The organism is Prescottella equi (assembly GCF_002094305.1).
Taxonomy (GTDB): Bacteria; Actinomycetota; Actinomycetes; order Mycobacteriales; family Mycobacteriaceae; genus Prescottella; species Prescottella equi.
The window spans coordinates 76030-95103 of the sequence record NZ_LWTX01000002.1; the positions used below are offsets into that span (position 1 = coordinate 76030).

Annotated in this window: 18 protein-coding genes; 10 read left to right on the plus strand and 8 right to left on the minus strand. The window is 68.9% G+C overall.

All coding sequences use genetic code 11. The features are described from left to right. Positions 1–66: 66 nt before the first annotated feature. Positions 67–990 carry a DUF6542 domain-containing protein gene (locus A6I89_RS05935; protein ID WP_172504517.1) on the plus strand — a complete coding sequence of 308 codons (924 nt, stop codon included), beginning with the start codon at positions 67–69 and terminating at the stop codon, positions 988–990. Between the two features lie 12 nt (positions 991–1002). Here A6I89_RS05935 and A6I89_RS05940 read toward each other — a convergent pair whose 3' ends face one another. Further along, the gene (locus A6I89_RS05940; protein WP_005514623.1) at positions 1003–2007 is read right to left on the minus strand and encodes a 4-hydroxy-3-methylbut-2-enyl diphosphate reductase; all 1005 of its coding nucleotides are present in this window, start codon (positions 2005–2007) and stop codon (positions 1003–1005) included. 119 nt (positions 2008–2126) lie between these two features. Between A6I89_RS05940 and A6I89_RS05945 the strand changes: the two genes are divergently transcribed. From A6I89_RS05945 to A6I89_RS05955, 3 genes are read left to right on the plus strand one after another with little or no spacing between them, the layout of a single operon-like run. Beyond that, positions 2127–2729: a lipid droplet-associated protein gene (locus tag A6I89_RS05945; protein WP_022594744.1), complete on the plus strand. Its 603-nt coding sequence runs from the start codon at positions 2127–2129 to the stop codon at positions 2727–2729. Next, positions 2726–3982: an exodeoxyribonuclease VII large subunit gene (gene xseA, locus A6I89_RS05950; RefSeq protein ID WP_044990654.1), complete on the plus strand. Its 1257-nt coding sequence runs from the start codon at positions 2726–2728 to the stop codon at positions 3980–3982. Before A6I89_RS05945 ends, xseA begins: the two co-directional genes overlap by 4 nt. Next, entirely contained in the window at positions 3979–4209 is a 231-nt protein-coding gene (locus A6I89_RS05955; protein ID WP_005514626.1) for an exodeoxyribonuclease VII small subunit, read from the plus strand. The genes xseA and A6I89_RS05955 overlap by 4 nt, the downstream gene beginning before the upstream one ends. Positions 4210–4228: 19 nt before the next feature. Here A6I89_RS05955 and A6I89_RS05960 read toward each other — a convergent pair whose 3' ends face one another. Continuing rightward, entirely contained in the window at positions 4229–4795 is a 567-nt protein-coding gene (locus A6I89_RS05960) for a DUF4245 domain-containing protein (protein WP_013415300.1), read from the minus strand. A gap of 179 nt (positions 4796–4974) precedes the next feature. Between A6I89_RS05960 and glpX the strand changes: the two genes are divergently transcribed. The 4 genes from glpX to A6I89_RS05980 all read left to right on the plus strand — a co-directional run bounded on the left by glpX (position 4975) and on the right by A6I89_RS05980 (position 8441). Beyond that, complete coding sequence (glpX, locus tag A6I89_RS05965) at positions 4975–6015, plus strand: class II fructose-bisphosphatase (protein WP_005514628.1); 1041 nt, start codon at positions 4975–4977, stop codon at positions 6013–6015. A 93-nt stretch (positions 6016–6108) separates the two neighbouring features. Continuing rightward, a complete protein-coding gene (locus A6I89_RS05970) occupies positions 6109–7515 on the plus strand; it encodes a class II fumarate hydratase (RefSeq protein ID WP_022594742.1) in 1407 nt (468 codons plus the stop codon). Between the two features lie 28 nt (positions 7516–7543). Next, positions 7544–7966, plus strand: coding sequence for a limonene-1,2-epoxide hydrolase family protein (locus A6I89_RS05975; RefSeq protein ID WP_022594741.1), 423 nt, complete (start codon positions 7544–7546; stop codon positions 7964–7966). Positions 7967–8030: 64 nt separating this feature from the next. Continuing rightward, the gene (locus A6I89_RS05980; protein ID WP_022594740.1) at positions 8031–8441 is read left to right on the plus strand and encodes a carboxymuconolactone decarboxylase family protein; all 411 of its coding nucleotides are present in this window, start codon (positions 8031–8033) and stop codon (positions 8439–8441) included. Here A6I89_RS05980 and kstD read toward each other — a convergent pair. Further along, on the minus strand, positions 8428–10131 hold the full coding sequence (kstD, locus tag A6I89_RS05985) for a 3-oxosteroid 1-dehydrogenase (protein WP_044990679.1): 1704 nt from the start codon (positions 10129–10131) through the stop codon (positions 8428–8430). The two genes, A6I89_RS05980 and kstD, sit on opposite strands and share 14 nt — an antisense overlap. A 377-nt stretch (positions 10132–10508) precedes the next feature. Further along, positions 10509–11816: a PhoH family protein gene (locus A6I89_RS05990; protein WP_005514633.1), complete on the minus strand. Its 1308-nt coding sequence runs from the start codon at positions 11814–11816 to the stop codon at positions 10509–10511. A gap of 297 nt (positions 11817–12113) precedes the next feature. On the opposite strand from A6I89_RS05990, the gene A6I89_RS05995 reads away from it, so the two are divergent. Then, positions 12114–12728 carry a nucleoside/nucleotide kinase family protein gene (locus A6I89_RS05995; RefSeq protein WP_005514634.1) on the plus strand — a complete coding sequence of 205 codons (615 nt, stop codon included), beginning with the start codon at positions 12114–12116 and terminating at the stop codon, positions 12726–12728. A 51-nt stretch (positions 12729–12779) separates the two neighbouring features. On the opposite strand, the gene glyA is transcribed toward A6I89_RS05995, so the two are convergent. Beyond that, a complete protein-coding gene (gene glyA, locus A6I89_RS06000) occupies positions 12780–14090 on the minus strand; it encodes a serine hydroxymethyltransferase (RefSeq protein ID WP_005514635.1) in 1311 nt (436 codons plus the stop codon). A 42-nt stretch (positions 14091–14132) separates the two neighbouring features. Then, the gene (locus tag A6I89_RS06005; RefSeq protein ID WP_022594738.1) at positions 14133–15377 is read right to left on the minus strand and encodes a hypothetical protein; all 1245 of its coding nucleotides are present in this window, start codon (positions 15375–15377) and stop codon (positions 14133–14135) included. A 183-nt stretch (positions 15378–15560) separates the two neighbouring features. On the opposite strand from A6I89_RS06005, the gene coaA reads away from it, so the two are divergent. After that, positions 15561–16493 carry a type I pantothenate kinase gene (gene coaA / locus A6I89_RS06010; RefSeq protein WP_005514637.1) on the plus strand — a complete coding sequence of 311 codons (933 nt, stop codon included), beginning with the start codon at positions 15561–15563 and terminating at the stop codon, positions 16491–16493. A gap of 48 nt (positions 16494–16541) precedes the next feature. Here coaA and A6I89_RS06015 read toward each other — a convergent pair whose 3' ends face one another. Together A6I89_RS06015 and A6I89_RS06020 are read right to left on the minus strand one after the other, a co-directional pair. Continuing rightward, on the minus strand, positions 16542–17681 hold the full coding sequence (locus tag A6I89_RS06015) for an EstA family serine hydrolase (protein WP_022594737.1): 1140 nt from the start codon (positions 17679–17681) through the stop codon (positions 16542–16544). Then, complete coding sequence (locus A6I89_RS06020; RefSeq protein WP_022594736.1) at positions 17678–19012, minus strand: flavin-containing monooxygenase; 1335 nt, start codon at positions 19010–19012, stop codon at positions 17678–17680. Before A6I89_RS06020 ends, A6I89_RS06015 begins: the two co-directional genes overlap by 4 nt. Positions 19013–19074: the final 62 nt, after the last annotated feature.

Here is a 19074-nt window from a genome sequence, read left to right on the forward strand (position 1 = left end):
CGATTTCCCGGCCTCCGACGGCGGCGCCATCGAGGCAGCCGGGCGATAACCGACTACTCTCGAGGTGTGTCCGCAACCCAACGCGCTCGATCCGGGGTGCCCCTCGACCAACGTTCCGCACTGCCCACCGTTCCCGGCATACCCGCATGGGGCGCCGTGGCCGTGGCCGCCGGAGCCACCTTCCTCGGGTTCGCCTTCGACGCCGTCTCGGGCAGCGAACTGACGTCGGCCTTCTCCGCCATGTACTTCCTCGGGTGTGTCCTGGCCGTGCTCGCGGTCCGCAAGCGCGGCCTGTTCACCGCTGTCGTGCAGCCGCCGTTGCTGCTGTTCGTCGCCGTCCCGCTGGGTGCGCAGTTCCTCACCGACGGCGCGGGCACGGGCCTCAAGGACATGGCGATCAATGTCGCCTACCCGCTGGTCAACCGGTTTCCGTTGATGCTCGCGGCAACCGTCGTCGTGGGACTGATCGCGGCAGCGCGGGTCTTCCTCGTCCAGTCTCGTCCGAGCGCGCCGGCCCGCCCGCGGGACCGCCGCGCCGAGGCTCGTCCGGCCCGCGCCCGTCGCGCACGCAACGACCGCACCGCCACCCGCGACGACCGCACCACCGTCTTCGACCCGGTCACCGACGACCGTCGCGCACCCACCCGTGCGGCGCGTCCGTCCCGGCCCGCGGCGGAACCCGCCACCGCTCACATTCCGGCCGGCTCGCCCGGGAACCCCTACCCGGGGCGAGAGGGTCGCGCCTACGAGGACACACCCCCTCGCCGCGACTACGGCCGACGCGAACCGCTCCGCAGTGAGAGCGGACCCCGCGAGAGCGCCCGGCGTGATCCGATTCCTCGCAGTCCCCGCCGCGAAGCCGCCTACCGGGACCCCGTCCAGCGTGATCCGGTCGCGGCCCGTCCGCGGCGAACCGCCGAGGTACCGGCGCATCCGATCCCGGAGGTTCGCTACCGCGACCGCTCGGATCAGCCCCCGTTCGAGGGCTGATCCGGCGGGTTTCTAGCTGCGCGCCGCGCGCAGTTCGCGGGGAAGCGCGAAGACCAGGGTCTCGTTGGCGGTGGTGACCGACTGCACGTCCGCGAAACCATGTTCGGCCAGTAGGTCGATGACCCCGCGGACCAGGATCTCCGGCACCGACGCACCGGAGGTGATGCCCACCGTCCGGACCCCCTCGAGCCACGCGAGGTCCACCTCGCGGGCGAAGTCGACGAGGTGCGCAGCCCGGGCGCCCGCCCCCAATGCGACCTCGACGAGGCGCACCGAGTTCGACGAGTTCCGCGAGCCGACCACGATGACGAGATCGCACTCGGGCGCCATCGCCTTCACGGCGACCTGACGGTTCTGGGTGGCGTAGCAGATGTCGTCGCTCGGCGGATCCTGCAGCTTCGGGAACTTCTCCCGCAGGCGCTCCACGGTCTCCATCGTCTCGTCGACCGACAGCGTCGTCTGCGAGAGCCAGATCACCTTGTCCTCGTCGCGGACCGTGATCGCATCCACCGAGTCGGGGCCGTCGACGATCTGCACGTGCTCGGGCGCCTCGCCCGCGGTGCCCTCGACCTCTTCGTGGCCCTCGTGGCCGATGAGCAGGATGTCGTAGTCGTCGCGGGCGAACCGCTTCGCCTCCTGGTGCACCTTCGTCACCAGCGGGCACGTCGCGTCGATGGTGTGCAGGCTCCGCTCGGCGGCCGCGGTGTGCACGGCCGGCGACACCCCGTGCGCGGAGAACACGAGGACCGAGTTCTCGGGTACCTCGTCGGTCTCGTCGACGAAGACGACGCCGCGTTCGGCGAGCGTGTCCACGACGTGCCGGTTGTGCACGATCTCCTTGCGGACGTAGATCGGCGCCCCATGCTTCTCGAGTGCCTTCTCGACGGTCTCGACGGCGCGATCGACGCCCGCGCAGTAGCCGCGCGGCTCCGCGAGGAGGACCCGCTTTCCGCCGCCGGCCGCATCCGCGCCGGCCGATCGTGCGATACCCAGATTGAGAGGAACTGCCGATGACATGCCCCCAGCCTACGGGGCACCCAGCCGACGGACCGCCGAGCACGGACTCGTGCGCCGGACAGCAGGGCCTTCGGCGCCGTCGGCTACCAAATGGCGCGCCCGTGAGGCAGGCTGTGACCATGATTCGTCCCCCGTTCATGGCGCGCGTCGCCGCCGGAGTAGCCATCACGGCGTACGAAGAGGCGCTCAAGCTGCCGTCCACGGCCATGACGCTGCCGATGACCGCGGTCAGTCAGGTGTTGCAGACCACGATGCGGGTACAGCAGTCGATGACCGCGCTCGCCATCAAGGGTGACCGCGCCTTCTGCCTTCTCGACCGCACCGAGGAAGAACCCGAATGGGCCGTCTTCGACGAGGACCGCGCCGACTTCGACACCGACGGTGAAACGGACGTCGACGATTCCGACGGCGCCGAGGACGCCGAGCGCCGCTCGGCTCCCGGCCGATTCGCCCTCTACTCGATGACGCCCGGCGAGGACGAGACGCCGGCCACGTCGGCACCGGCGGAGGAGTCGGCACCCGCCACCGGGCACGTGCCGGTTCCGGAGATCGCCGAGGAACTCGACTACGCCGCACTCACGCTGGCTCAGCTGCGCTCGCGACTGCGGTCGCTGTCGGTCGACGACCTGACGGCACTGCTCGAATACGAGGAGCGGACGGCGGCCCGGGCACCGTTCCAGACGATGCTCGCCAACCGCATCACCTCCGCCCGCGCCAAGTGACCTCCGCGCGCCCCGCATCCGGCGGCCCGTCCCCCAGTTCGCCCGAGCAACCGTGGCCCGTGCGGACCGTTTCCACCAAGGTCGCACAGTGGATCGACCGGCTCGGCAGCGTCTGGGTGGAGGGTCAGATCACTCAGATCAACGCCCGACCGGGGACCCGGACGGCGTTCCTCGTGCTGCGCGATCCGTCCGTGGACATGTCGCTGTCGGTGACGTGTTCGCCGCAACTGCTGCGCGATGCGCCGGTCCCCCTCACCGAGGGCAGCCGTGTCGTGATGTTCGGCAAGCTGTCGTTCTGGACCGGCCGCGGGTCCGTATCGCTGCGAGTCACCGAGATCCGGGCCGTCGGTATCGGCGAACTGCTCGCCCGGATCGAACGCCTGCGGGCGCTGCTCGCGGCGGAGGGTCTGTTCGATCCACGGCTCAAGCGGCCGCTGCCCTTCCTGCCCGGCACCATCGGGTTGATCACCGGGCGGGCCAGCGCCGCCGAGCACGATGTGCTGAGTGTCGCGCAGCGGAGGTGGCCGGCGGTGCGCTTCGAGGTCCGCAACACCGCGGTGCAGGGCCCGACGGCGGTCCCGCAGATCATCGAGGCGCTCGAGGAGCTCGACCGCGATCCCGGTGTCGACGTCATCATCCTCGCTCGCGGCGGCGGCAGCGTCGAGGACCTGCTGCCGTTCTCCGACGAGACGCTGTGCCGCGCGATCGTCGCGTGCACGACGCCGGTGGTCAGCGCGATCGGTCACGAGCCCGACAGCCCGCTGAGCGATCACGTCGCCGACCTCCGCGCCGCAACCCCGACCGACGCCGCCAAGCGTGTCGTGCCCGACGCGGTGGCCGAGCAGGCCCTGGTCTCCGAACTGCGGGGACGGGCCGGCGCCGCCCTGCGGAACTGGGTGGCCCGGGAATCGCATCTCGTCGCGCAGTTGCGCAGCCGACCGGTGCTCGCCGATCCACTGTCCGGGATCGACCGTCGGGCCGAGGAGGTGGAACGGCTCCGCGACACCGCGCGCCGGGACGTCACCCGCACGATCGACGCGGAGGCCACCGCCGTCGAGCACCTGCGGGCGCGGCTGGCCACGCTCGGTCCCGCCGCGACCCTCGCCCGCGGTTACGCGGTGGTGCAGCGCGTGTACGGCGACACCGAACCCGAGGTGCTGCGTTCGGTCGACGACGCGCCACCCGGCACGCAGATTCGAGTCAGATTGGCCGACGGCGCCGTGCGCGCCGCCGTGATGGGAAGAGAATCATGAGCAACACCGATGTGGCCGAACTCGGATACGAGGCGGCACGGGACGAGCTGGTCGTCGTCGTGAAGACCCTCGAGCTGGGCGGCCTGGACCTGGACGAGTCGCTCGCGCTGTGGGAACGCGGCGAGGCGCTCGCCAAGCGGTGCGAGGAGCACCTCGCGGGCGCTCGCAAGCGCGTCGAGGATGCCCTCGCGCACGCCGACGACGTAGACGAGGACGACGCCGAGTGACGACTCGGCGCCGACGGTCCTAGGGCTGCAACGGTGCCACGTCGATCGCGGCCGCGAGCTGCTTGAAGTCCTCCGCCGGTGCCGGTCCGGTGATGAGGACACGGGCGTCGCCGAAGTCCGAGACCCAGATCGCCTCGGAGTCGCCGTCGTCGAACACGTCCCACTGCCGGCTGCCGATCCGCTCGGTGCCGCTCTGGATCCGGGTGTCGCCCGCCACGAACGGGACCAGCGTCTCCACCGTCGCGTCGCTCTGGGTGAGCTGGATGTACCGACCGACCTCGGTGATGAACCCGATGTTGCTCGAGTCGCCGCCGCCGTCACCCGAGACGATGCTGCGGCTGCCCGAGTTCGGCTGCCAGCCCTCGGGGATCTCCGGCTTGCGGATCGGGAAGCCGAGCTCGCGCGAGTCGTACTTGAAGGCCGCGTCCGCGTCGAAGCTGGGGACCGGACCGGGCTTCGGACCACCCGGGCTGAACGAGCACTGACTCGCCACGCCCGCGATCAGCAGACACGCGACCACGAGCGGGATCAGGGACCACATCATGTCGTGGCCGTTCTGCAGGATGCGGGGCTTCTTGTCGGGCACGGTGTCCAGTATTCCTGTTCCCGGCTCCGGGTGGCCCAGCAGGCCACGCATCGTCGGGTAATGAAAGAATCATCCTCGAGATTCGTCCACCGAATCGACGGCCCGACCGCACCGCGGTCGACCGCCCCGAAGTGTCGGCCACCACATTGCGCCGACCTTGACTGCAGGAGGCACTGCCCATGACGGCCAGCACCCCATCGAGTCGCCGCGAGGCCCCGGACCGCAACCTCGCTCTCGAGCTGGTACGCGTCACAGAGGCCGCCGCCATGGCTGCCGGCCGTTGGGTCGGACGGGGCGACAAGGAGGGCGGCGACGGTGCCGCCGTCGACGCCATGCGGCACATGGTGAGCTCGGTCTCGATGCAGGGCGTCGTCGTCATCGGTGAGGGCGAGAAGGACGAAGCCCCCATGCTGTACAACGGCGAAGAGGTCGGCAACGGCGACGGCCCGCTGTGCGACGTCGCGGTCGACCCCATCGACGGCACGACGCTGATGAGCAAGGGCGCCCCCGGCTCCATCGCGGTGCTCGCGGTCGCCGAGCGCGGCGCGATGTTCGACCCGTCCGCCGTGTTCTACATGGACAAGATCGCCGTCGGCCCCGAGGCCGCCGACGTCATCGACCTGGCTGCCGGTGTCGCGGAGAACATCCGTCGCGTCGCGAAGGCCAAGAATCGCGCGGTGTCCGACACCACGGTCACGATCCTGGACCGTCCGCGGCACGCCGACATCATCCGCGAGATCCGCGAGACGGGCGCCCGCATCCGGCTGATCTCCGACGGCGACGTCGCCGGCGCCATCGCGACGGCCCGCCCCGATTCGGGTGTCGACATGCTGCTGGGTATCGGCGGCACCCCCGAGGGCATCATCGCCGCGGCCGCACTGCGGTGCATGGGTGGAGCCCTGCAGGGCAAGCTCGCCCCGAAGGACGAAGCCGAGCGGCAGAAGGCCCTCGACGCCGGCCACGACCTGGACCGCGTCCTGCGCACCGAGGAGCTCGTCACCGGCGAGAACATCTTCTTCTGCGCCACGGGTGTCACCGACGGCGACCTGCTCAAGGGTGTGCGCTACTACGGCGGCGGCGCGACGACGCAGTCGATCGTCATGCGCAGCAAGTCCGGCACCGTCCGCATGATCGAGGCGTACCACCGCCTCGAGAAGCTGCACGAGTTCTCGTCGATCAACTTCGACGGCGTCGACGGCGCACAGCCCCCGATGCCGTGATGTAGGCGCTCCGCGCCTGTGCGCACTTTTGGTAGCTCCGACCACCGAAAGTGCGCACGGGCGGCGCAGCCGCCCGGGTGGCAAGCTGGATGCATGAGCGACAGCAGCGATCCGCAGTTCCGTATCGAACACGACACGATGGGCGAGGTCCGCGTCCCGGTCGACGCGCTGTGGCGCGCCCAGACGCAACGCGCCGTCGAGAACTTCCCGATCTCCGGCCGCGGCCTCGAGCGCGCCCAGATTCGCGCCATGGGGCTGCTGAAAGCCGCTTGCGCACAGGTCAACAAGGACCTCGGACTGCTCGATCCGGACAAGGCCGACGCAATCATCGCCGCCGCGAACGAGATCGCCGACGGCCGCCACGACGACCAGTTCCCGATCGACGTGTTCCAGACCGGATCCGGGACGAGTTCGAACATGAACGCCAACGAGGTGATCGCGAGTCTGGCGGCGAAGGCCGGTGTCACGGTTCACCCCAACGACGACGTGAACATGTCGCAGTCGTCGAACGACACGTTCCCGACGGCCACGCACGTCGCCGCGACGGAGGCCGCCGTCAAGGATCTGGTTCCCGCTCTCGACCACCTGCGGCTCGCCCTGTTCGACAAGGCGGCACAGTGGAAGACGGTGGTCAAGTCCGGGCGCACGCACCTGATGGATGCCGTCCCGGTCACGCTCGGTCAGGAGTTCGGTGGCTACGCGCACCAGATCGAGGCCGGTATCGAACGGGTCCTCGCGACGCTCCCCCGCCTCGGCGAGCTGCCCATCGGCGGCACCGCGGTCGGAACGGGCCTCAACGCGCCGGACGGCTTCGGGCCCCGGGTCGTCACGGAGCTGGTCCGCACCACGGGATTGGACGCACTCTCCCCCGCTCGCAACAGTTTCGAGGCGCAGGCCGTGCGCGACGGACTGGTGGAGGCGTCCGGTGCGCTGCGCACCGTCGCCGTCTCACTGACGAAGATCGCCAACGACGTCCGGTGGATGGGCTCGGGCCCGCTGACCGGTCTCGGCGAGATCCGGTTGCCGGACCTGCAGCCCGGCAGTTCGATCATGCCCGGCAAGGTCAATCCTGTTCTGCCCGAGGCGGTCACACAGGTCGCAGCGCAGGTGGTCGGCAACGACGCCGCTGTCGCGTGGGGCGGCGCGGCCGGCGCGTTCGAGCTGAACGTGTACATCCCGGTGATGGCGCGCAACCTGCTGGAGTCGTTCCGTCTGCTCGCCAACGTCTCCCGACTGTTCGCCGATCGCTGCATCACCGGCCTCGAAGCGAACGAGGAGCACCTGCGCACGCTCGCCGAGTCGTCGCCGTCGATCGTCACCCCGCTCAACTCCGCGATCGGCTACGAGGAGGCCGCCGCGGTCGCGAAACAGGCACTGAAGGAGAAGAAGACGATTCGGCAGACCGTGATCGATCGCGGACTGATCGGCGACGGACTCACCGAGGCCGAACTCGACCGTCGCCTGGACGTTCTCGCCATGACCAGGGCGGACGACGAGTAGCCCCACGACGATTCACCAGGAGTGCACCGTGGAAAACCGACCGGACGCAGCAGTACAGGTAGTCGAGGACTTCTTCGCGGCCCTCACCGACATGGACGTCGACCGCGCGGTCGAGTACCTCACCCCGGACATCGTGTGGCAGAACACGACACTCCCGACATTGCGCGGACAGTCCGCGGTCCGGCGGGCACTCGCTTTCGCGAACAAGCCGACTCGGCGTTTCGAGGCGGTGATGCAGAACATCGCGAGCGACGGCGACGCTGTCCTCACCGAACGTATCGACACGCTGTTCGTCGGCCCGCTGCGCTCGACGTTCTGGGTGTGCGGAACCTTCGAGTTGCGCGACGGCCGGATCGCGGTCTGGCGGGACCGCTTCAGCTGGGGCAACGTGGCTGTGGGCACCGTCACCGCGACGGCCCGCGCACTCCGGGGTGGTGACCGACGCGGGTAGGCTCCCTGACCGTGCGGTACCGGCGATACGTGCCGCGAGATCCTCACACAGGAAGCCGACGGCGATGACCGAACAGCAGAACTCCTCCCCCGCATTCGAGGCCGGCCTCGATATCCGCACCGAGGTGATGGGCGCCGACTTCGTCGAGAGGGCTTTCGAGCGCACACGCGGCACCGATTCCGAGGACATTCAGGAGTTCATCACCGAACACGTCTGGGGATCGGTGTGGACCCGCCCCGGATTGGACCGCCGCAGCCGCAGCCTGATCAACCTCGGCATGCTCATCGCGCTGCGCGCCGAGAACGAACTACGCGGCCACGTCCGGGGTGCCCTCCGGAACGGGCTCACCCGCACCGAGATCGTCGAGACCGTGATCCATGCGAGCGCCTACTGCGGCGCTCCCGCCGGGCTCGCCGCGATGCGCGTCGTGCAGGAGGTTCTCGAAGCCGAGTTGGGTCCGCTCAGCGAGGACTGAGCGGACGCCCCGCCTTGGCGGCGATGTCCAGTGCCGCAAGATAACCGAACACCAGCGCCGGCCCGATGGTGGCGCCGGGCCCGGCGTAGGTGTGACCCATCACGGGGGCGCTGGTGTTGCCCGCCGCGTACAGCCCCTCGATCACCGAACCGTCCTCGCGCAGCGCCCGCCCGTCCACGTCGGTGACTATCCCGCCCTTCGTCCCGAGATCGCCGGGCACCATCTGCGCGGCGTAGAACGGCGCCTTGGTGAGTTCCCCGAGGCTCGGGTTGGGCTTGTTCGTGATGTCGCCGTAGTAGTGGTCGTAGCGGCTCTCACCGCGATGGAAGTCCTCGTCGGTTCCGCTGCGCGCGAAGCCGTTGAACCGCTCCACGGTCGCCGCGAGCGCGTCGGCGGGGACGCCGATCTTGCCGGCGAGTTCCTCGATGCTCGACGCCTTCACGATCGCGCCGCTCTCGAGCCACTTCCGCGGCAGCGGGCTGCGCGCGGTGACGCCCGCGAAGAGGTAGCGGTCCCGGTAGGTCTGGTCGAATATCAGCCATGCCGGAAGGTTTTCGCCGGGACCTTCGCCCTGACCGAACTCGCCGCCGTACATGCGGTGCGTCGCCTCCACGTACGGGAGCGACTCGTTCATGAACCGCTCGCCCCGGTCGTTGACCATGATGCTGCGCGGCAGCGACCGTTCGGCGAGCGCGAACCACGGCCCCTTGGGCAGCGGGATGGACGGCGCCCACCACGCGTCGTCCATGAAATCGATTGCGGCACCGACCTTCAGTCCCGCGTTTATGCCGTCCCCGGTGTTGCTCGGGGCACCGATCGTCCATTCCGAACCGATCGGCGCACGTTGGTACTTCTTTCGCATCTCGTCGTTGGCGTCGAAACCACCGCACGCGAGGACGACGCCGTACTCCACCCTGAGTGTGCTTTTGCCGCTCCCGGTTTCGACGACGACCCCGGTCACGCGCCCGTCCTCGACGAGGAGGTCGACCAGGCCGGTGTTCAGCCGCACCGGGACCCCGGCCCCGCGCACACCGAGCATGAGTTCGGCCATGAGGGCTCCACCCATCCCGATGAGCTTCTGCCGCCGCGCTTTCGCGACGAACGTCCGCATCCCGACCCTGATCATCCGGACCGGTCCGCGCCAGTGCCGCAGTCCGGTACTGAGCCAGCGATAGTCGGACTGCTTGACCACGACGTTGAGCGGAGCCTTGCTGTACGGCGGGTGCAGCGTGGCGAGGTCGTCACCCAGCGCCCGCGCGTCGAACGGTTTGGGCTCGCACGAGCGCCCCGTCGACAGTCCGCCGGGCGCCTCCGGGTAGTAGTCGGAGTAGTTCTTCACCCACTCGAGCTTCAGCGGCGAGTGGTCGACGAGGAACTGCAGCGCCTCGGGACCGCGGTCGATGTAGGTGTCGATACGGGCCGGGTCGACGCCGGGACCGATGATGCTGTGCAGGTAGCGGCGGGCCGCCTCGACGTCGTCGGCGGGGGCTTCACGCTTCAACACCGAGTTGCCGGGGATCCAGACGCCACCACCGGACCGAGACGTGGAACCGCCCCAGTACCGGGACTTCTCGACGATGACCACCTTCAGCCCCTGGTGCGCAGCCGTGATCGCGGCGGCCATACCGGCGCCTCCGGCACCCACCACCACGACGTCGAACTGCTCGTCCTGACCCGTGTTCTGCTCCATGACCACCCCTCGGTACGCGACGACGAACCACTGCGGCAAATCTAGAACACGTTTCAATATTGAACAACGATTTGAGGGTGGAACCGGCCGCACGCTGGCGCGACCCGGCTGGGCGATCCGGTTCGTGGGGTGAAATCATGGATGAAATGCCCGTTGTCGTCCGGTTTCGGTTTCTCCCGTGACCACTGTGGCGGCTAGCGTCTGAGTCGCTGCTTCTCCTCTGTCGAAGCAGCAGCGGCACTCGCCCACCCCCCGACGCGGGCGAGCGCTGCACCGCCGGGCGGTGGGTGCGGTCACGCCGGCCGCAGCCACCGTCCGGCCACCTCCCCCCTCGGAGGCCGTCCGGTGGCTGCGAATGCCCACCCCCGGTGGACTACTCAGGCGGGACCGAACTCCTCGAGCATCTCCGTCACCAGCGCGGCGATGGGCGAACGCTCACTGCGAGTGAGAGTCACATGCGCGAACAGCGGGTGCCCCTTGAGCTTCTCGATAACCGCGGCGACGCCGTCGTGCCGCCCGACCCGCAGGTTGTCCCGCTGCGCGACGTCGTGGGTGAGCACGACCCGCGATCCGGTGCCGAGCCGGGAGAGCACGGTGAGCAGAACGTTGCGCTCGAGGGACTGCGCCTCGTCCACGATCACGAAGGAGTCGTGTAGTGAGCGGCCACGAATGTGCGTGAGGGGCAGCACTTCCAGCATTCCGCGGCTGAGCACTTCCTCCATCACCTCGGGGCTGGCGAGGCCGTCGAGGGTGTCGAAGACGGCCTGCGCCCACGGGCCCATCTTCTCGCTCTCGCTGCCCGGCAGGTAGCCCAGTTCCTGACCCCCCACCGCGTACAGCGGACGGAAGACGACGATCTTGCGGTGGCTGCGCCGCTCCAGCACAGCCTCGAGTCCGGCCGTGAGCGCCAGCGCGGACTTACCGGTGCCCGCCTTGCCGCCGAGCGAGACGATCCCGATGCTCTCGTCGAGCAGCAGATCCAGCGCCACCCGCTGCTCCGCGGATCGGCCGTGCAGCCCGAATGCCTCCCGCTCACCACGAACCAACTGCACGCGCTTGTCCGGCGTGACGCGCCCCAGCGCACTGGACCGGCCACCGAGGAGCCGAATACCCGTGTGGCAGGGCAGTTCCCGCGCCTCGTCCAGGTCGACGACGCCCTCGGAGAACAACTGGTCGATGAACTCGGAGCTGACATCGATCTCCGTCATCCCGGTCCAGCCGGACGGGACCACGTCGTGTGCACGGAACTCGTCGGCCGGCAGACCCACCGCGCCGGCCTTGACCCGGAGCGGGATGTCCTTGCTGACCAGCACGACGTCCTTGCCTTCGGCAGCAAGGTTCAGAGCACAGGCCAGAATCCTGGAATCGTTGCTGTCCGTGCGGAATCCGACTGGGAGCACGGAAGGGTCCGTGTGGTTGAGTTCCACCTGGAGTGTGCCGTTCTCGGTGCCGATCGGCACCGGGCGGTCGAGACGACCGAACTCGAGACGGAGGTCGTCGAGCATCCGCAGCGCTTCGCGGGCGAACCATCCCAGCTCGTGATGGTGGCGCTTGTCCTCGAGTTCGCTGATCACGATCAGTGGCAGCACCACTTCGTGTTCGGCGAATCTACTGACGGCCCACGGGTCCGAGAGCAGGACCGAGGTGTCGAGGACGTAGGTGCGGACGGAGCTGATTGCGGTCACGTGAGGCTCCTCGTTCGTTCGCGTGGCACCCGCGCAAACCTGTTCGCTGGACCGGTCCGGGCCCGAGTGTCAGATGACACGAGGGCCGGGTGCCGGCCCCCTCGCACTGAATGTTCCAGTCACGATCAGGACCTCCCGTACAGACAACTTCGCCTGCTGTCTGTTACGCGCGACGCTACGCCCCCGGACCGATCGCCCAGTGCACGCGTCCGGCGTGTCGAGTGAAGTCGACGTGAACGGCAGCTCACGTGAAGATCCACCCGCCCCGGCCCGGTGCCGGTCCGCCACACTGGATCGATGATCGCCTTCCGCCCCGTCGCCCCGGACGGACTGATCGAACTGGTCGCTACTCGCGCCGCCTCCGCACCGGATGTCCGGGTGGTCGCGATCTCCGGCGCGGACGCGGCCGATCCGGTGGAGTTCGCCGAGCGGGTGGCCGCACGCCTGCGTCTTTCCGGGCGTCCCGCAGCGGTGGTGTCCTTGCACGACTACGTCCGGCCGGCATCGCTCCGGTTCGAGCACGGCCATCGCGACGACTACAGCTATCGCCACGGATGGTTCGACTATCCCGCGCTGCTGCGGGAGGTCGTGACGGCGCTCCGTGAGCGGCGGCAGTGGCTGCCCCGGCTGTGGGACGAGGCCGCCGACCGTTCGGCGCGGGCATCCGTCGTCGAGGCCGGCCCCGGCCAGGTGCTCCTGATCGCCGGCCCGATGCTGCACGGACGCGGCCTCGATCCCGATGTGGTCGTGCAACTGACGCTCTCCCGCGGCGCCCTCGAGCGCCGCACCCGGCCCGAGAATCTGTGGACGATCGATCCACTGCTCGCACACGACGCCGCGATCGACGCCCCGGCGGACATCGTGGTGCGCTACGACCACCCCGACCGCCCGGCGATATCGGCCGGGCCGTGAACACGACGACGGCCCGCACCCCATCGGGCACGGGCCGTCGTGGACCGAGTATCAGGCCTTGGGCAGCAGGCCCCAGTTCTCGAGGCCGTCGTACAGCGGGAAGTCCTGCGCCAGCTTGGAGACGCGGGCACGCAGCGCCGGGACGTCCGCGTCGGCGCCCTTGGCCAGCGCGGTCGCGATGATGTCGGCGACCTCCGTGAACTCGGCATCGCCGAAGCCACGGGTGGCCAGGGCCGGGGTGCCGATGCGCAGGCCCGACGGGTTCATCGGCGGGCGCGGGTCGAACGGCACGGCGTTGCGGTTGACGGTGATGCCGATCTCGTGGAGCAGATCCTCACCCTGCTGGCCGTCGAGCTGCGAGTGACGCAGGTCGACCAGCACCAGGTGGACGTCGGTGCCACCGGTGAGCACCGAGATTCCGTTGCCGGCGACGTCGGCGCCACCGAGACGCTCGGCGAGGATCTTCGAACCGGCCAGGGTGCGCTCCTGACGGGCCTTGAACTCCGGGGTGCCGGCGATCTTCATCGCGACGGCCTTCGCGGCGATCGCGTGCATGAGCGGGCCGCCCTGCTGGCCGGGGAACACCGAGGAGTTGAGCTTCTTCGCCCACTCCTTCTTCGCCAGGATCATGCCGGAGCGGGGGCCACCGAGGGTCTTGTGGACGGTGGTGGAGACGACGTCCGCATGCGGGACCGGCGACGGGTGCAGACCCGCGGCGACCAGACCGGCGAAGTGCGCCATGTCGACCCACAGCTTGGCGCCGATCTCGTCGGCGATCGAGCGGAACGCAGCGAAGTCGAGGTGACGCGGGTACGCGGACCAGCCGGCGATCAGGACCTGCGGCTTCTCCCGCAGCGCGGTCTCGCGGACCTGGTCCATGTCGACGACGTGGGTGTCCTCACGGACGCCGTAGGACGCGACCTCGTACAGCTTGCCGGAGAAGTTCAGCTTCATGCCGTGGGTGAGGTGACCGCCGTGCGCGAGGTCCATGCCCATCAGCTTCTCGCCCGGGTTCATCAGCGCCATCAGCACCGCGGCGTTGGCCTGCGCGCCGGCATGCGGCTGGACGTTCGCGAACTCCGCGCCGAAGACCTCCTTGGCACGACCCCGCGCCAGGTCCTCGACGACGTCGACGAACTCGCAGCCGCCGTAGTACCGGCGGCCCGGGTAGCCCTCGGCGTACTTGTTGGTGAGCACGCTGCCCTGGGCCTCGAGGACGGCGCGGGGAACGAAGTTCTCCGACGCGATCATCTCGAGGGTGTCACGCTGACGCGACAACTCACCCGCCATCGCGGTGGCGACCTCGGGGTCCAGTTCGGCGAGGGACGCGGTGTTCACGTCGGTGGCAGGCACAGCAGTCATCAGCGAATCTCCAGGCTGGATTGCGGAAGTATCCCCTCCAGTCTAAGGACGAGGCTGTTCGGTCCCCAAAGCGGCTCCACCGGCGGCCACCAGCTCGTCACGGAGCGCGCCTGGTGTGAGCGGCTCGTCGAGCAGCCGTCGGAACCGCTCGGAGCGCTCCGGGCCGACGGGCGCGCGGTCCAACCAGGCGCCGAGCAGCCGGTAGCCCTCGACGTACGTGCTGATGTAGGCCCGCCACAGCGGCGACGACAGGAACCGCAGGCTCTGCTTGGCCCGCTCGGGGCTCGACAGCGTCCAGCGCTGCAGGAACGCGGCGACGTCGTCCGCGTCGGCGCCACGATCGTGGAGCAGCAGCGCGGCGTCCTGACGCACCGACAGCAGCCCGGCCGACGCCGCGGACAGCTCCTCGGCCCGCTCTCCGTCGAACCGGAGCCCCAGGTCGGCGTAGATCTCCTGCGCCCAGCGTCCCCAGCCCTGACCCACGATGGACGCCAGCGCCAGGTCCGCGAGCCCCTCGGCCATGAGGCACTGCGGGGTGTTGACGACGAACAGCGTCTGTTCGAGCTGTCCGGCACCCACGAGGCCGGCCTCCTTGCGGCAGTGTTCGGTGTGGTGACCCGGGTAGGACTCGTGCGCGATCAACCGCGGCAGGTTCGACATGTGCTGATCGAGATCCGAGTTGATTGCGACCGTGGACCGGTAGCCGCCGAGGTAGTAGTTGAACCCGGACCACGGCTTGTCGCCGACGACCTCGTACTCCACCCGCTCGGTCTCGGGCAGCGTGTACTCGGCGCGCACCCGGTCCCGCAGCGCGCTGTCGAACGCGTCGACGCACTCGGCCAGCCGCTCCGGCGGGATGCGGTCGGCGGCGCGGTGCGCCTCCATCCGCTGGGCGAGGGTGCCCGGTCCCGGCAGGACGGCGTCCATCCGGCGGTGCGCTTCGCGGTAGGTGTCGGGGTCCGCGGGCTCGATCCGGACGTCGAAGTAGGCCGCGACCTCGTCGACGAAACCGATGTCGTCCCCGGCGAACTTGCGGGCCGAGCACTCGAGCGCAGTGAGGTGCGCGTCGAGGAAGCGCGTCCGTTCCACCGTGAACCCCGCTCCGGACAGTTCCGTCCGCAGTGCCCGGGCATCGACGGCGAGTCGGCGAGGATCCATCCGCGGCTCGTTCTCGACCTGGCGGCGCAGCGCCGGATCGCCGGTGTAGGCGTCGACGAACCCCTCTTCCAGGCGGTCGAACCGCAGGCCGAGCAGGAGATAGTCGCGCACCAATGCGTCCGGTTCCATGATGGGGACAGTAGTCCGTCACCTGTGGTTACAGCAGGCCGTCGCCCACGGTTTCCACCGTGAGGTGGACCCGGCGCAGCGGGCTCGTGTGGTTGCGAGCACAATTTGGCTCATGCACCTGCCTTCCCCCAGCACGCGCATGCGCCGATCTCAATCGAAGCCACTCTCCCGAGAGGTGCAGCGATGGCACGGGTGAGCGAATCCAGCCCCTACGTCGAGTTCGACCGCAAGCAGTGGCGCAAGCTCCGCAAGTCGACGCCACTCGTCCTCACCGAGGAAGAACTCGTCGGGCTCCGCGGCCTCGGAGAGCAGATCGACCTCGACGAGGTCGCCGAGGTCTATCTCCCGCTCGCACGTCTGATCCACCTGCAGGTCGCCGCCCGCCAGCGGCTGTTCGCCGCAACCGCAACGTTCCTCGGGGACAAGCACCCCGACCGTCAGGTGCCGTTCGTCATCGGTGTCGCCGGCAGCGTCGCGGTCGGCAAGTCGACCACCGCCCGGGTCCTGCAGGCGCTCCTCGCCCGCTGGGAGCACCACCCCCGCGTCGACCTCGTCACCACCGACGGGTTCCTCTACCCCACCGCCGAACTGACCCGCCGGGGCATGATGCACCGCAAAGGATTTCCGGAGAGCTACGACCGCCGCAAGCTGCTGCGGTTCGTGACCGAGGTCAAGTCGGGTGCCGAAGAAGTTGCAGCCCCGGTGTACTCGCACATCTCGTACGACGTCATTCCGGGCCAGTACCACCTCGTCCGGCAGCCGGACATCCTCATCATCGAGGGCCTCAACGTGCTGCAGACCGGCCCGCGGCTGATGGTCTCGGACCTGTTCGACTTCTCGATCTACGTCGACGCGCGCATCGAGGACATCGAGGCGTGGTACATCAAACGTTTTCTGGCGCTGCGGAAGACGTCGTTCGCGGATCCGAACGCCCACTTCCATCACTACGCGGCCCTGTCCGACGAACATGCGACGCTCGCGGCCGAGGACATCTGGAACTCGATCAACCGGCCGAACCTGGTCGAGAACATCCTCCCGACCCGCCCCCGCGCAACGCTGGTGCTGCGCAAGGACGCCGACCACACCATCAACCGCCTGCGCCTGCGCAAGCTCTGACGGCCCGGTGTCCTGTGCGTCCCCCTCCGGACGCACAGGACACCCGGGTCACAGCCCCGCGTACGCCTGCGCGACGTAACTCTCGGTGCGCGGTGCACCGAGGAGTTGCGGGGACATCTTGTTCATCACGTATGCGAAGGTCATCCGGCGGTCGAGGTCGTTGACGACGATCGAACCGCCGTACCCGGTCCACCAGCACACCCGCCCGTCGGGGATCGACGGATGGATCGCGGGCGCCGGCAGCGCGTATCCGAGGCCGAAACGCACTGCCGCGCCGAGCACCTGGTCGACGCCGTCGGACTGGATGTCGAAGATCCGGTCGATCGTCGCGGGACGCAGCAACTGCTCCCCCGACACCGTCCGGCCTCCGTGCGAAACGACTGATTGGACCAGTGCGACCGACCGCGCGTTCCCATGACCGTTCGCGCCACCGATCTCCGCGCTCCGCCACAACCTGCTCGACGTCTCCGGCACCGGGATCACCGGGTTCGCCATCGTCTTGACGAACACCCCGTCGGGCGGCAGTGCCGCATAGTCGAATCCGGAGGGCGGGGGCGCGATCAGCGGCGCGATCCTCGGATCGACGTCGGCAGGAACACCGATCAGATAGTCGCCGCCGCAGGCCGCCGCGACCTCCGTCGCGAAGAACTCGCCCAGACCGACCCCGGTGACGCGGCGGACCATTCCACCGACGAGGTGCCCGAAGTTCGTCGCGTGGTAGCCGGACGCCGTGCCGGGTTCCCACCAGGGTGCCTGCTCCGCGAGCAGGTCCTCCGCCCGGACGGCGTCGCAGATGTCGGCGAGGGACACCGGCTGCTGCCAACCGCTCACACCCGACGTGTGACCGAGGACGTGACGCACCAGCACCGCGCCCTTGCCGTTCGCCGCGAACTCCGGCCAGTAGCGGGCGACGGGCGCGTCCAGATCGAGTTGCCCACGATCGACCAGCAGCAACGCCGCGAGTGTCGTCATGGTCTTCGTCAGCGAGTACGTGTTGACGACAGTGTCCTTGACCCACGGGGTGCCCGTGTCGACGTCCGCGACACCGCCCCACAGGTCGACCACGGTCTCCCCCTCGGCTACCACACACACCGACGCCCCGACGTCGGTGCCGTCGTCGAGGTTGCGCTGCAACAGGTCCCGCAAACCCGAGAACGCGGGGTCGGCGAAGCCCTCGACGGCCGTCATCGCGCCCCCACCGGCGCCTGCTGTGCCCGCTTCTCGCCGGCCGCGATCTCCTTCTTCAAGTCCCGCACGTAGCGCGCGAAGTCGACCTGGATCGTGTGCCTCGGCGTCTGGTAGTACTGCGCGAGGCTGGCCGCGTCGTCGGCCCCGATGATGCGCCGCATCTCGTCGTCCGACGGCGGCACGTACGTGCCGGTGAGTACGCCGGCAACCAGCTTGCTCTGCTGCTCGGCGAGGTTGACGATCGTCGGCGACGCCTGCGCGAGGCCCATGAAGAACAGGTTGTCGACACCGGGCTGCATGATCCGTTTGAACAGCGGAAAGCGGTGCTGCGCATCCGGTTGCAGCGAGGGATCGTCGAAGAACGGAAAGCTCATGTTGTACCCTGTGGCGCACACGACGACATCGGCGGGGATCCGCCGTCCGTCGACGAGCCGGACGTGGTCGCCGTCGAGCGATTCGATCGCGGGAACGCACGTCAGGTCCCGGGATCCCGCCTTCGCCAGGAAGTCGATACTGACCGACGGGTGCGCACCGAGCGGCTCGTGGTCGGGCTCGGGTAGACCGTAGTCCTGCATCTGACCGAGCGACTTCTTGATCTTGCGCCGCGCGATGGCCAGCCCCAGTTTCTTCGGCATCCACGGAGGCATCATCATCTTGTCGGCCGGCTTGCCCTCGCGGTACTTGGTCAGCACCCAGACCCCGCGCCGGGCGGATACCCACACGTGCTTCGCGATCGACCGGTGCGACAGCTCCGACGCGATATCGAGCGCCGAGTTGCCCATACCGACGACCACGACGTTCTTGCCGCGCATGTCGATCGGGTCGAACACGTTGAGGTAGTCGTGACTGTGGATGATCGCCCCGTCGAAGGTGCCCGGATACTCGGGCATCCGCGGATCCCAGTGGTGTCCGTTGGCGACGACGAGGGCGTCGTACGTACGGGTCTCGCCGGTGTCGAGTGTGACGTCCCAGGTGCCGTCCGCGTTCCGCCGCGCCTTCTCGACCATCGTCTTGAACGTGATGGTCTCCCGCAGGCCGAACTTCTCGACGTAGTCACGGAAGTAGCCGTGCATCAGCGAGTGGTGCGGGAAGTGCGGCCAGTCCGCGGGAACCGGGAAGTCCTCGAACTGCAGCCGGGTCGACGACGTGTCGATGTGCAGGCTTTCGTAGCACGACGACATGCCGGTGGGGTTCTTGTAGTACCAGTTGCCGCCGACGTCGTCCGACGCCTCGAAGCAGTCGTACGGAATCCCGTGATCCTTGAGCCGCTTGGCCGTGGTGAAGCCGGAACAGCCGGCGCCGATGATGCACACCTTGGGCAGCTGGGGCATGGAAGCTCCCTTCCCACAATCGGATTGCAGCAGACAACTGAAAGGACGTGACGTACGTCATA